Raw genomic sequence first — 13,152 nt, 5'->3', positions numbered from 1 at the left:
TTGGCGAGGAGGAAGGAACTATGGACAACATTGATTTAAGCATCCTGAAATGCCTGAAGGAGAATTCCCGGCAGACGGCGTCTACCATCAGCCAGACCATCAATCTGTCCGTGTCGGCGGTGATCGAGCGGATTCGGAAAATGGAGGCAAAGGGCGTGATTCAGCAGTATACAGTGGTGTTGGACGAAAAGCAGCTGGGCAATGATCTGACCGTATTTGTTTCCGTGCGGCTGGAGCATCCCAAGTACGGAAAAGATTTCGCGGCGGCCTCCCGGCAGCATGCCAATGTGGCCGAGTGCTATTATATCGCGGGAGATGTGGATTATCTGCTGAAGATCGTGACGGATACCTCCCAGAGTCTGGAGAACATTCATCAGGATATCAAGGAGATGCCAGGCGTGGCCTGGACCAAGACCCTGTACGTGCTTTCTACCATAAAAAATGACGTGTCAGTTTTGCCCGGAGAGATCTAATCTCCGGGTATTTTTGTCGGACGCAGCCCTTTTGGTTGATTCTTCTCAGGAAGGACTTGACACTTTAGTAAAGTTAGAATATGCTCATAGAATGGATATATTTATGCAGAAAATCCATGTGGAGACAGAAAAGAGGGATTGCCGTGAGAGAAATCAAAGCAGGCGAGTATTATCGTCATTTTAAGGGTGGCCAGTATCAGGTGACAGCCATCGCGCGGGACGCGAATACAGAAGAAAAGGTGGTTGTATACCAGGCATTATACGGAGACGAGGACTTCTGGGTACGGCCCTATGAGGAGTTCGCAAGCGAAGTGGATCGGGAAAAGTATCCCGATGCAGAGCAGACCTGGCGGTTTGAGAAGATCGAGGAGCCCCGGGAGATGAATCCGCTGCTGCTCCGGTTTCTGGATGCGGACAGCTACCGGGATAAGCTGGAGTTGTTTCAGGCCTGGGAGGCTTACGCGGACGATCAACTTCTGGAAAGCATCGCCGTATCACTGGATATTACTCTGGGCACGGGCTCTGTAAAGGACAAATACCGGGAGATTCTGAACTGTCTGAAGACCATGGAGCACTTCGAGACAGACCGGTTTCGATAAGAGGGAGAGAAAGAAATGGATATTGTAATCATCGGGGACGGCAAAGTAGGGCATAAGCTCGCCATGCAGCTGTCCGGTGAAAAATACAATGTGACACTGATTGATAAGAGTGAGCGAAAGCTCAGAGACACGGTCAATGAGATGGATGTGTCCTGTGTGGTGGGCGACGGAGCCAGCGCGGATATTCAGCGCCAGGCGGACGTGCCCGGTGCAGATCTGGTTATCGCCTGCGCGTCCACAGACGAGATGAACCTGTTCTGCTGTCTGCTGGCCAGAAAGCTGGGAGCCAAGCAGACCATCGCCCGTGTACGGAATCCGATTTACCATAGACAGATCGATTTGCTGAAGGAGGATCTGAAGCTCAGTATGGCGGTAAATCCGGAGCGGGCTCTGGCAGGCGAGATTTCCCGGGTGCTGATCTTCCCGTCAGCGGCGAAGATCGAGACTTTCGTAAAGGGCCGGGTGGAGCTGGTGGAGGTGACCTATCCGTCCCACAGTTCCATCGAAGGACTGTCCTTAAGCGAATTATATAAGAAGCATCAGATTAAGATGCTGGTCTGCGCGGTTCAGCGCGGCGGCGAGGTCTACATTCCCGACGGCAATTTCGTGCCCCAGCCGGGAGACAAGATCAATATCGCGGCCTCTCATCAGGAGATCGAGAAGTTCTTAAAGCTCACCAACGGTATGCGGGACAAAGCCAAAAACGTCATGATCTGCGGCGGCGGCCGGGTGGCTTATTATCTGGGCAGCCAGCTTCTGGAGCTGGGTATGCAGGTTAAGATTATAGAGCTGGACGAGAAGCGCTGCATGGAGCTGTGCGATCTGCTTCCGGGAGCCACCATTATCCATGGCAATGCCACCGATCACGAGCTTCTGGAGGAAGAAGGAATTTCCAAGGCGGACGCTTTTGTAACCCTGACAGGTATGGATGAGGAAAATATCATCATGTCCATGTATGCCAAGACACGCCATGTGCCGAAGGTAGTCACGAAGGTTAATGACGAGGGCCTGCAGAGCATGGTGGATCAGCTGGGCATGGAAAGTGTGGTTTCCGCCAAGAATGTAACGGCCAACGCGATCACCAGTTATGTACGCGCCATGCGGAATTCCATGGGAAGCGCCAACGTGGAGACAGTTTACAAGCTCATCGGCGGCAAGATCGAAGCTCTGGAGTTCCGGATCCGGGAGAAGACCAAGTATACTGGCGTCCCGCTGAAGAATTTGAAGCTGAAGGTGAATCATCTGGTGGCCTGCATTGTGCGGAACCGTCGTATCATCATACCAAGCGGAAATGATACCCTGGAGGTGGGTGATAATGTCATTGTCATTTCCATGGAGCAGGGGCTTGAGGATCTGCAGGACATCATGCGCTAGTGGGAGAGAGCTATGAATTACGGAATGATAAGATACATCGTGGGAAAAATGCTTCTGATCGAAAGCTTTCTGATGCTGTTTCCCGCCTTTGTATCGTTATTATACAGAGAAAGGGAGGGTGGCTGCTTCCTGCTGACGGCGGCGATTCTGATACTGGTTTCATTTGTGATATCGCGAAAGCCGGAGAATACGGTCATTTACGCGAAAGAGGGCTTCCTCATCGTGGCCATGGCCTGGATCCTCTGGTCCCTATTCGGCGCGCTGCCGTTTCTTTTCTCAGGTTGTATTCCCCGGTTCGAGGATGCGTTTTTTGAGGTGGTATCCGGCTTTACGACTACGGGTTCCACGGTCTTGTCAGATATTGAGGGAATGCCGAAATGTATGAATTTCTGGCGCTGTCTGACTCACTGGGTGGGTGGTATGGGCGTGCTGGTTTTCGTTATGGCGGTGATTCCTCTGAGCAACAGGAACTCCATGTTTCTGATGCGCGCGGAGATTCCGGGTCCCACCTGCGATAAGCTGGTTCCCAAGGCGCGTACCACCGCGCGGATTCTGTATACCATGTATCTGGGCCTGTCTGTGGCAGAGATCATTTTCCTGCTGGCAGGGGGCATGAATCTGTACGAAGCTGTGATTCACACCTTCAGCACAGCCGGAACCGGAGGCTTTTCCAACCGGAACGCCAGTGTGGCGGCTTTTAACAGCGCTTACATCGACGGCGTGATCACGGTGTTTATGCTGCTGTTCGGTATTAATTTTAACCTATATTTTCTGCTGCTTATGAAGAACGTGAAGGGCTTCTTTAAAAATGAGGAGCTGCGGAATTATCTGGGGATCGTGGCGGCGGCCATTGTGCTGATCACCATCAATGTTATGAATCTGTACGGCGGTGTCCTGCACGCGTTCCGATACGCAGCTTTTCAGGTGGTTTCTGTCATCACGACCACCGGCTTTGTGACGGCCAATTATGAGCTGTGGCCGGAGTTTTCTAAGACCATTCTGCTGATGCTGATGGTGGTGGGAGCCTGTGCGGGCAGTACCGGCGGCGGTATGAAGGTATCCCGTATCATGATTTTGGCCCGTACCATCACCAAGGAGACCAGGCAGATCCTGCACCCCAAGTCGATGAATGTGGTGAAGCTGGACGGAAAGCGCCTGACCAGCGAGGAGACCCACGGGGTCTATGTGTATACTATCTGTTATTTTGCGATCCTCTGCGTGTCTGTGCTGCTGATTTCCGTGGACAACTTTGATTTCACCACGAACTTTACAGCGGTGCTGACCACCCTGAACAACGTGGGGCCGGGTCTGGCAAAGGTGGGACCGGTGGAAAATTTCTCAGCCTTTTCCTGCTTTTCCAAGATCATTTTAAGCTTCGACATGCTCGTCGGACGTCTGGAGATTCTGCCTATCATGATGCTGCTGGCTCCGGTGACCTGGCGAAAGAAATTTTAAGAATATCTGGTTTACTATGAAAATGTAAAACGGCATGGAGACTGGCATTTCCGGAGTTTCTGTGCTAGAATAAATACTATGAGTAAAAGGGAAAGAAGGTAAAATTATGTCTGAAAATTCATGCGGAAGCAGCTGTGACAAATCCAGTTGCGAGGGATGTCCCAGCAAGGCGCAGGGACAGCAGCCTCAGAGCCTGCAGGTAGAAAGCAACGAATACAGCTGTGTGCGCCGGGTCATCGGCGTAGTCAGCGGAAAAGGCGGCGTAGGAAAGTCCATGGTGACCGCGTCTCTGGCCAATGAGCTGGCGGCAAAGGGATATCAGGTGGGTATCCTGGACGCGGATATTACAGGTCCGTCCATTCCGAGAATGTACGGGGTACACGGCCCGGCAGAGGGCAGCGATATGGGCATCGAGCCGAGACTTACAAAAAACGGAATCAAGCTCATGTCCATGAATCTGTTACTGCCCACCGAGGAGACTCCGGTCATCTGGAGAGGTCCCATTATCGCGAATATTGTAAAGCAGTTCTGGACCGACGTAATCTGGGGGGATCTGGATTATCTTCTGGTGGACATGCCTCCCGGAACCGGCGACGTGCCGTTGACCGTATTCCAGTCTCTTCCGGTCGATGAGATCGTGGTAGTCACCTCTCCCCAGGATCTGGTGCAGCTCATTGTAAAGAAGGCCCTGAGTATGGCCGACCAGATGAAGATTCCGGTAAAGGGCGTGGTGGAGAACTACTCCTGGCTGGAGTGCCCGGACTGCGGCAAGAAGCTGTATCCCTTCGGAAAGAGCCATCTGGATGAAATCGCAGGGGAGGAGAAGCTGAACATCATCGGCCGGATCCCCATGAAGACCGAATTCGCGGAGGCTGCGGACGCGGGAGAGTTTGATAAGATACGGAATCCGTATCTGAATGTGGATTTTGAATAAGAAAATCAAAAGGAACTGGCGGAGGCGGGGCTTCTGCCGGTTTTTTTATGGAATAGGAAATTCCGATAGAATACCCTATTCCATAAAAGCAAGCAGAGCTTGCAAAGATGCGCACTCGGCGCGAGATAAAGCAAGATTCTATTTTAGGAGGAGAATTTCATGGATTCTGGGGCCACAGGGAATGTGAATGAAAAAATATATGGAAGAATCATAGAGGAAGCGGAATTGTTGGAGCCGGAGCTTATCCGGATCCGGCGGGATCTTCACCGGTATCCGGAACTGGGATGGATGGAAATGCGGACTTCATCGATCATTGCCTCTTATCTGAAAGAATGCGGCTGCGACCAGGTGCTGACGGGTCGGCAAGTATGCCGGGAGGAAAGCCGGATGGGCCTGCCTTCCGAGGAGGAACTGGAGCGACATTATCAGGAAGCGGCTTTCCGGGAGGGGGCAGATCAGGCCTATCTTCCGGATACCAGAGGCGGGTTTACGGGCGTCATCGGAATCCTGCGTTGCGGGGAGGGACCTGTAGTGGCTTTTCGGTTTGACATCGACGCTCTGCCCATCCTGGAATGCGAGGAGAAGAGCCATTACCCGACCCGGGAAGGCTTTGCGTCCCGGGTGCCGGGTGTCATGCATGCCTGTGGCCATGATGGCCATACTGCTGTGGGACTGGGTACGGCGAAAATTCTCTGCGGGATGCGGGAACAGCTTCACGGCACGGTGAAATTCATTTTCCAGCCTGCGGAGGAAGGGGTGCGGGGCGCAAAGTCCATCGTGGATCAGGGACATCTGGACGGTGTGGACTATGTGCTGGGATCCCACATGGGCGGTGACCCGGAGCAAAAGACGGCGGCCATCGGCGTGGGAAACGGGGAAAGCATGGCCACGGTGAAGTATGATGTGGAGTTTCATGGAAAGGGCGCCCATGCGGCCGCAGCGCCGGAGGATGGCAGAAACGCCATGCTGGCCATGGCTACGGCGGTGCTGAATCTCCATGCCATTCCCCGGAACAGTAAGGGAGATACCCGGGTCAACGTGGGGCGGGTGACAGCCGGAAGCGGGCGGAATGTGATCTGCGACCATGCTCATATGGAGTTGGAGGTCCGGGGTATGTCAGAGGAGGCCAATGCGTTCATGGACGCGTACGCCGAGCGCGTGATCCGGGCAGCGGCCCAGATGCACGGCTGTAGCTGTAAGATCAGGCTTATGGGGGCGGCGAAGAATAGTTTGAATGATGCGGCTCTGTCGGAACGGCTTGTGAAGGTGTGCGCGGAGAAACTGTGCCTGCCGGTGGAGCGGCCGGAAAAAGGGGGCGCGGGAGGCAGCGAGGATTACTCTTATCTGTGTGAGCGGGTGCAGAGGCAGGGGGGAGAGTCCTGTTATTTTATGAATCTGAGTGCCTGCAGCGCGAGAATTCATAGTGAGAGGTTTGATTTTCGGGAGGAGGCGCTGACCAATGGGGTGAAAGCGTTCTGCGGGATCGCGGTGGAATTGCTGCGGTAAAAACTTACACTTGCATCCCTGGTATATATGTGATATAGTAAAACAAACATATGTTCCGAACATATATTTGTTACTATAGGAAGGGATGTAAGGTGAAATGACGGAGATTCGGGTGCGGGCGGGGATGCCGGTGATGGAGAAGCTTAGGATTCTGGCGGATGCGGCCAAGTATGATGTGGCCTGCACGTCCAGCGGGGTGAGCAGAGGGAATTCCGGGGACGGGATCGGGAATTGCATCGAGGCTGGGATCTGCCACAGTTTTGCGGCGGACGGAAGATGCATTTCCCTGCTGAAGATCCTATTCACCAATGAGTGTATTTTTAATTGCCGGTACTGCCTGAACCGGGTATCCAATGATGTGCCCAGGGCGGCCTTCACGCCGGAGGAGGTCTGTGAGCTGACCATGGAGTTTTATCGGAGAAATTATATCGAGGGGCTGTTCTTAAGCTCGGGGATCCTGAAAAGCCCGGATTATACCATGGAGCTTTTATATGAGACCTTGTATAAGCTCCGAAATCAGTACCATTTTGGCGGATACATTCATGTGAAGGCTATTCCGGGGGCGGATCCTCTGCTGATTGAACGGACGGGATTTTTGGCGGATCGGATGAGTGTGAACCTGGAGCTTCCCACGGCTGAGGGACTTCGGACCCTGGCCCCGGCCAAGACCCGGGAGAAGATCTTAAAACCCATGCGTCAGATCCAGAATAGCAGGCTGGAGTACGGGGAAGGACTGCTGCCCGGGACGGGAAGCGGAGGCGGCAGAAGCTATGGACAGTGGCCCGCTGTCCCGGGCAGTGGCCGGAGGGATATTTCCGTGGGAAAGAGCCGACAGCATTTGTTTGTTCCGGCGGGCCAGTCCACCCAGATGATCATCGGCGCCACTCCGGAGAATGATTTTCAGATCATGTCGGTGGCGGAGTCCCTGTACCGGAAGTTTGATCTGAAGCGGGTATTCTATTCAGCCTTTGTGCGGGTGAATGAGGACAGTCTGCTTCCGACCCTGCCGGGCGGGCCGCCCCTTCTGCGGGAGCACAGGCTTTATCAGGCGGACTGGCTGCTGCGGTATTATGGCTTTGAGGCGGGAGAGCTTCTGTCTGAGGACAGGCCGAATTTCAATGTACTGCTGGATCCTAAATGCGACTGGGCCCTCCGTCATCTGGAGCAGTTTCCGGTGGAGGTGAACCGGGCTCCCTATCAGACTCTTTTGCGGGTGCCGGGGATCGGAGTCAAGTCCGCCCAGCGGATTGTAAAAGCCCGACGGCTGGGAACCGTGGATTTTCCGGATCTGAAGCGGATGGGAGTGGTGCTGAAAAGGGCCCTGTATTTTATCACCTGTGGAGGAAAGACCCTGTATCCCATCCGGATCGAGGAGGATTTTATTACGCGGAATATTCTGGACGCAGGGGAGAGACGACCCTACGGTATCAGCGACGGAGTGACCTACCGGCAGCTGTCGCTGTTTGACGATCAGACTCTGATACAGCCGGGAAACGCAGAAGGCAGGAGAAAGGAAGTCGGATGAGATGACAGTATTTGTGTGCGAGGACAGTCTGGACGGAATCCTGACGGGAGTGTACGACGCCTGGGACAGCCGTCTGGGACATAGCCGGGTGAAGCTTCAGGCGGAAACGGAGGATTCTTATGAGACTTATGAGCTGTTCTGCCAGTACCGGCAGGTAAAGACAGATCCCGGGAAAGCGGAGAAGGTATTGCGGACGGTGCTCAGGAGGATGGGAGAGGAAACCAGGGAGGCCATCTGCTACGCCTGTGCCTGTTCCCATCCGGACAAGGCTGACGCCATCTATCGTCTGATTGTGCTGGGATTCTCCATGGAAGACGGGACGAAGGCTGTGAACTATCTGCAGAACCCGTCGGTCCTTCTGGTGATGAAGCTTCGGCAGAAGGCCTGGCATGAGGCACACCGGATGCTGGGCTTTCTGCGGTTCGAGGAGCTGCCGGGGGGCGTACTCTATGCCGGGATGGAACCTCCCTGCGCGGTTCTGCCTCTGATTGCGCCCCATTTCGCGGATCGGCTCCGGCAGGAGAACTGGATCATCCACGACCGGAAACGGGGACTTTTGGCAGTGCACAGGAAAGAGAGCCGGTGGATTCTGACCGACGACGAAGATTTGAATTCGGAATTTTTAGAGAGGCGCTCGGAGAGGGAGGAAGAGTTTCGGATTCTGTGGAAGATCTTCTGCGAGACCATTGCCATCGAAGAACGGCGGAATCCCAGGTGCCAGCAGACGCTGCTGCCCTTCCGGTTCCGTCCTTATATGAATGAGTTTCATGAATGAATTCCGGTGAAAACTTATTTTGACACTGCCCGGAAATCATAGTACACTGTATACAGAAACGGGCTTCCTCGGGAAGCCATGGACTTTTAACAGGCAGGAGAATGAAAAAATGAGTGAGATTCCGGTAATCAAGGCCGCGCTTCTGGGCGCGGGAACCGTGGGAAGCGGTGTATATCAGATTTTAGAGTGGCAGAAGGAAGAGATGCCGAAGAAGCTGGGAGCAGTGGTGCGGTTAAAAAAGATTCTGGTTCGGGACACAAAGAAGCAGCGGGAAGGCATGGACAGCAGCCTTTTTACGGATAACTGGAAGGAGATTCTGGAAGATCCGGAGATTCAGATCGTGATCGAGGTCATGGGCGGCATCGAACCGGCCAGAACCTATATCACCGAGGCTCTTCAGGCAGGCAAGCATGTGGTCACGGCCAATAAGGATCTGCTGGCAGAGCATGGAAAGGAAGTGTTGGACGCGGCGGCGGAGCATGGCTGCGATCTGATGTTTGAGGCGGCTGTGGCGGGAGGTATCCCCATTATCCGTCCCCTGAAGCAGTGCCTGGCGGCCAATCACCTGACCGAGGTCATGGGTATCGTCAATGGAACCACCAACTATATTCTGACAAAGATGACGGCGGATCACATGGAGTTTTCCGAGGCACTGGCTCTGGCCACAGAGCTGGGCTACGCGGAAGCGGATCCCACGGCGGATATCGAAGGCTACGACGCAGCCCGGAAGGTGGCGATCATGGCATCTATCGCCTTTAATTCCCGCGTCACCTTCCAGGATGTGCATACAGAGGGCATTACGAAGATCACAGCGGGCGATATCGCCTATGCCGCCGAGCTTGGCATGGTGATTAAGCTCCTGGGTGTGGCAAGAAATACGGAGACCGGCATTGAAGTGGGTGTTTACCCCATGCTGATTCCCAGAGAGCATCCGCTTGCAGGTGTCAACGATTCCTTTAACGCGGTATTCGTCCATGGAGACGCTGTGGATGACGCCATGTTTCAGGGACGTGGAGCAGGAAAGCTGCCCACGGCCAGCGCGGTCATGGGAGACGTCTTTGAGATCGCCCGGGATCTGAGGGCAGGAAGTACCGGACGCATCAACTGTACCTGCTACAAGGAGCTGCGGCTGAAACCGGCGGAAGAGATGGAGAACCGCTACTTCATACGGATGCAGGTGGAGGATCAGCCGGGCGTTCTGGCCAGCATTGCATCTGTATTCGGAAACCATCACGTAAGCATCGCCCAGGTGATTCAGAAGAGCGTTAGCGGCGGAGTGGCCGAGCTGGTGGTGATTACGGATAAAGTGGTGGAGCGTCATTTCCGGGACGCACTGCTTATCATGGGTGAAATGTCCATCGTAAAAGAGATTTCTTCGGTGCTACGTGTCTATACGCAGAATCACTAGGAAATGCAGGGGGAGACAGATGAAGAAGACACTGACCTTATTGGATAAAGCGATTATTTTTGCTACCAAGGCCCATTCCGGTGCGAAACGGAAGGGAACCAACGTACCCTATATCGTGCATCCCATCGAGGCGGCGGCTATCGTATCAGCCATGACGGATGACCAGGAGATCATCGCCGCAGCGGTGCTGCATGACGTGCTGGAGGATACGGATACCACGGAGGACGATCTGTATGCCAGATTCGGCACCCGGATCACAGAGCTGGTGATGAACGAGAGCGAGGACAAGCGCAGAAACCTTCCGGCGGCTCTGACCTGGAAGACCAGAAAGCAGGAGACCATCACCTTTCTGGAGACGAAGGCCAGCCGGGAAGCAAAGATGCTGGCCCTGGCGGACAAGCTGGCGAACCTGCGGGCCATTCACAGGGATCAGTGTATCATCGGGGATAAGATCTGGGAGCGGTTCAATGAAAAGGACAAGAATATGCATGCCTGGATGTATCGTTCCATTGCGAAAGCCCTGGAAGAATTAAAGGATCATCCTACCTGGCAGGAGTATAACCGGCTGGTGGATGAGGTGTTTGGAAAAGAAAAGGATCTTGACAAACCGGATAAAAAGGGATAATCTGCTACAGAAGAAATACGTCTGTTTACCGACGTCAGGCAAAGAGGAGGAAGATTATGAAACCATACCGTGAACTGAGCAAAGAGGAACTCCTGCAGCTGAAGACTGAACTGGAAGCCAGATACAGAGAAGCGCAGGCAAAGAATCTGCATCTGGATATGTCCCGCGGAAAGCCCAGCGCCGATCAGCTGGATCTGTCCATGGGAATGATGGATGTGCTGAACAGCGAAGCGAATCTGAAAGATTCAGAGGGCGTAGACTGCCGGAATTACGGCGTCCTGGACGGCGTAAGAGAGGCAAAAGAGCTTCTGGGTGAGATGTCAGAGGTATCTCCGGATAAGATTATTATTTACGGAAACTCCAGCCTGAACGTCATGTACGATACCGTGGCCAGAGCCATGCTCCACGGTGTTATGGGGCACACCCCATGGTGCAAGCTGGATAAGGTAAAGTTCCTGTGTCCGGTGCCGGGCTATGACCGCCATTTTGCCATCACCGAGTCTTTCGGCATCGAGATGATCAATGTGCCCATGACACCCACGGGTCCGGATATGGATATGGTAGAGGAACTGGTAAGTAAGGATCCGGCCATTAAGGGTATCTGGTGCGTACCGAAGTACTCCAATCCCCAGGGAATTACCTACTCTGACGAGACGGTGCGTCGTTTTGCCAGATTGAAGCCGGCAGCAGAGGACTTCCGAATTTTCTGGGATAATGCTTACTGCGTGCATCACCTGTATGATGACGATCAGGATTTCCTGATTGAGATTCTGGGCGAGTGCGAGAAAGCGGGTAATCCGGATTTGGTATACAAGTTCTGTTCCACATCAAAGATTACTTTCCCGGGATCCGGCGTGGCTTGTATCGCCACATCCCCGAATAACCTGCAGGATATCAAGAAGCAGCTGACCATTCAGACCATCGGACATGACAAGGTAAATCAGCTCCGTCATGTACGGTTTTTCAAGGATATCAATGGCATCCATGAGCATATGCGGAAGCATGCAGAAATCCTCCGCCCGAAGTTTGAAGCAGTCCTGGACACTCTGGACAGAGAGCTGGGCGGCCTGGAGATTGGAAGCTGGATTCGTCCCAAGGGCGGTTATTTCATTTCCTTTGATGCTATGGAAGGCTGTGCAAAAGCCATCGTAGCCAAGTGTAAGGAGGCAGGTGTTGTCATGACAGGCGCAGGTGCTACCTACCCGTATCACAGGGATCCGAAGGACAGCAATATCCGTATCGCACCCTCCTTCCCCACAAAGGATGAGCTGGCTGCAGCTGCAGACCTGTTTGTGCTTTGCGTGAAGCTGGTAAGCGTGGACAAGCTGTTGGAAAGTAAATAGTAGAGAATTAGAAAGAGTCAGTAAGGGGCCACGGCGGTAAAGCCGTGACCCCTTTTGCACGCTGCATTGCATTCATTATCCAGCAGCTGCAGTTTTAATTGAAAAACAGGAAATAACCGATGACCAGCACACCCAGGATGATGCGATAATATCCGAAGGCAGTGAAGTCATTTTTTTTGATATAGCCCATCAGGAACTTGATAGCCAGCACGGATACCAGGAAAGCAGAAACCATACCCACGATGAGAATGGCCGCTTCCGTTCCGGTAAAATGAAAACCGAACTTCACCAGCTTTAAGAGGCTGGCACCGAACATGACCGGAACCGCCAGAAAGAAACTGAACTCGGCCGCGATATACCGGGACGTTCCTAAAAGCATAGCGCCCAGGATCGTAGCGCCGGAACGGGAAGTGCCGGGAATCAGGGCCAGCACCTGAAATACGCCAATAAAGAGAGCCATGGGATAGGTGAGCTTTTGAAAGGAGTTCACCCGGGGACGGCGTCCCTTATTATATCGTTCAATGATAATAAACAGTACACCATAGAGGATCAGTGTAAAGGCTACAGTCCGGTAATTATAAAAAAGCTCATCGATTTTGTCATCAAAAGGAAGACCGATCAGAGCGGCCGGAAGCACGGCCACCAGCACTTTGAACCAGAGGGACCAGGTATCCTTTTTGATCCATCCCTTAGAGGGAGTGGTAAAGGGCCAAAGTTTGCCAAAGTACAGAACTACCACGGCCAGAATCGCCCCCAGCTGAATGACTACCAGAAACATTTCCATAAAAGCGTCGCTGACGTTCAGATGGATAAATTCATCGACCAGAATCATATGTCCGGTACTGCTGATGGGAAGCCATTCCGTGATGCCCTCCACGATACCCAGCAGAAGAACCTTCAACCATTCAATCACATTCATAGTAAATACTCCTTATTCCCTATCCTCTTATGTTATATGAGGAAAGATTCGGATTTCAGTATAACATACTGACCCTTTATGTCAATGACAGGAGAAAAAATTAAGAAAGAGTTTCGCTCTCGGAGAGAAAATAGAAAGAATCTGGGGAAAAAAGTATAGAAATTTTCCCGCCGGGCGGTCAGGAGAGAAGCGGGAAAACGGAAAAGGAGAATGAAA

12 protein-coding genes are annotated in these 13,152 nt (G+C 53.1%); 11 read left to right on the top strand and 1 reads right to left on the bottom strand.

Features of this window, described 5'->3' with window-relative positions:
• Positions 1-20 precede the first annotated feature (20 nt).
• The 11 genes from H8S44_RS10800 (at position 21) to H8S44_RS10750 (ending at position 12,017) form a co-directional block, all read left to right on the top strand.
• A complete protein-coding gene (locus H8S44_RS10800) occupies positions 21-473 on the top strand; it encodes an Lrp/AsnC family transcriptional regulator (RefSeq protein WP_186872498.1) in 453 nt (150 codons plus the stop codon).
• Positions 474-616: 143 nt separating this feature from the next.
• Positions 617-1,072, top strand: coding sequence for a DUF1653 domain-containing protein (locus H8S44_RS10795; RefSeq protein WP_186872499.1), 456 nt, complete (start codon positions 617-619; stop codon positions 1,070-1,072).
• Positions 1,073-1,087: 15 nt separating this feature from the next.
• Positions 1,088-2,446 (top strand): Trk system potassium transporter TrkA, encoded by a 1,359-nt coding sequence (gene trkA, locus H8S44_RS10790; protein ID WP_186872500.1) that lies wholly within the window; start codon positions 1,088-1,090, stop codon positions 2,444-2,446.
• 12 nt (positions 2,447-2,458) lie between these two features.
• A complete protein-coding gene (locus H8S44_RS10785) occupies positions 2,459-3,901 on the top strand; it encodes a TrkH family potassium uptake protein (protein ID WP_186872501.1) in 1,443 nt (480 codons plus the stop codon).
• Positions 3,902-4,007: 106 nt separating this feature from the next.
• The gene (locus tag H8S44_RS10780; protein ID WP_186872502.1) at positions 4,008-4,835 is read left to right on the top strand and encodes an Mrp/NBP35 family ATP-binding protein; all 828 of its coding nucleotides are present in this window, start codon (positions 4,008-4,010) and stop codon (positions 4,833-4,835) included.
• A gap of 159 nt (positions 4,836-4,994) precedes the next feature.
• The gene (locus H8S44_RS10775) at positions 4,995-6,341 is read left to right on the top strand and encodes an amidohydrolase (protein WP_186872503.1); all 1,347 of its coding nucleotides are present in this window, start codon (positions 4,995-4,997) and stop codon (positions 6,339-6,341) included.
• A gap of 97 nt (positions 6,342-6,438) precedes the next feature.
• A complete protein-coding gene (locus H8S44_RS10770; protein WP_207724113.1) occupies positions 6,439-7,866 on the top strand; it encodes a putative DNA modification/repair radical SAM protein in 1,428 nt (475 codons plus the stop codon).
• Between the two features lies 1 nt (position 7,867).
• Complete coding sequence (locus tag H8S44_RS10765) at positions 7,868-8,641, top strand: TIGR03915 family putative DNA repair protein (protein WP_186872504.1); 774 nt, start codon at positions 7,868-7,870, stop codon at positions 8,639-8,641.
• 109 nt (positions 8,642-8,750) lie between these two features.
• Positions 8,751-10,049 (top strand): homoserine dehydrogenase, encoded by a 1,299-nt coding sequence (locus tag H8S44_RS10760; RefSeq protein ID WP_186872505.1) that lies wholly within the window; start codon positions 8,751-8,753, stop codon positions 10,047-10,049.
• A 19-nt stretch (positions 10,050-10,068) separates the two neighbouring features.
• Positions 10,069-10,674, top strand: a complete 606-nt coding sequence (locus tag H8S44_RS10755; RefSeq protein ID WP_186872506.1) for an HD domain-containing protein — start codon at positions 10,069-10,071, stop codon at positions 10,672-10,674.
• A gap of 56 nt (positions 10,675-10,730) precedes the next feature.
• Positions 10,731-12,017, top strand: coding sequence for a PLP-dependent aminotransferase family protein (locus H8S44_RS10750; protein WP_186872507.1), 1,287 nt, complete (start codon positions 10,731-10,733; stop codon positions 12,015-12,017).
• Between the two features lie 94 nt (positions 12,018-12,111).
• Here H8S44_RS10750 and H8S44_RS10745 read toward each other — a convergent pair whose 3' ends face one another.
• Positions 12,112-12,936, bottom strand: coding sequence for an undecaprenyl-diphosphate phosphatase (locus H8S44_RS10745; RefSeq protein WP_186872508.1), 825 nt, complete (start codon positions 12,934-12,936; stop codon positions 12,112-12,114).
• Between the last annotated feature and the right edge of the window lie 216 nt (positions 12,937-13,152).

The sequence above is a fragment of the Anaerosacchariphilus hominis genome (assembly GCF_014290175.1).
In the GTDB taxonomy this organism is placed as follows: Bacteria; Bacillota; Clostridia; order Lachnospirales; family Lachnospiraceae; genus Laedolimicola; species Laedolimicola hominis.
The sequence above is the reverse complement of the archived record's forward strand: the minus strand, read 5'-3'. Positions and strand labels throughout refer to the sequence as shown.

Excerpts from the sequence above, each read along its gene's own strand:
- H8S44_RS10775 (WP_186872503.1), top strand. The coding sequence starts at position 4,995 with ATGGATTCTGGGGCCACAGGGAATGTGAATGAAAAAATATATGGAAGA.
- H8S44_RS10760 (WP_186872505.1), top strand. The coding sequence starts at position 8,751 with ATGAGTGAGATTCCGGTAATCAAGGCCGCGCTTCTGGGCGCGGGAACC.
- H8S44_RS10755 (WP_186872506.1), top strand. The coding sequence starts at position 10,069 with ATGAAGAAGACACTGACCTTATTGGATAAAGCGATTATTTTTGCTACC.
- H8S44_RS10800 (WP_186872498.1), top strand. The coding sequence starts at position 21 with ATGGACAACATTGATTTAAGCATCCTGAAATGCCTGAAGGAGAATTCC.
- H8S44_RS10765 (WP_186872504.1), top strand. The coding sequence starts at position 7,868 with ATGACAGTATTTGTGTGCGAGGACAGTCTGGACGGAATCCTGACGGGA.
- H8S44_RS10745 (WP_186872508.1), bottom strand. The coding sequence starts at position 12,936 with ATGAATGTGATTGAATGGTTGAAGGTTCTTCTGCTGGGTATCGTGGAG.
- H8S44_RS10770 (WP_207724113.1), top strand. The coding sequence starts at position 6,439 with ATGACGGAGATTCGGGTGCGGGCGGGGATGCCGGTGATGGAGAAGCTT.
- H8S44_RS10785 (WP_186872501.1), top strand. The coding sequence starts at position 2,459 with ATGAATTACGGAATGATAAGATACATCGTGGGAAAAATGCTTCTGATC.
- H8S44_RS10780 (WP_186872502.1), top strand. The coding sequence starts at position 4,008 with ATGTCTGAAAATTCATGCGGAAGCAGCTGTGACAAATCCAGTTGCGAG.
- H8S44_RS10750 (WP_186872507.1), top strand. The coding sequence starts at position 10,731 with ATGAAACCATACCGTGAACTGAGCAAAGAGGAACTCCTGCAGCTGAAG.
- trkA (WP_186872500.1), top strand. The coding sequence starts at position 1,088 with ATGGATATTGTAATCATCGGGGACGGCAAAGTAGGGCATAAGCTCGCC.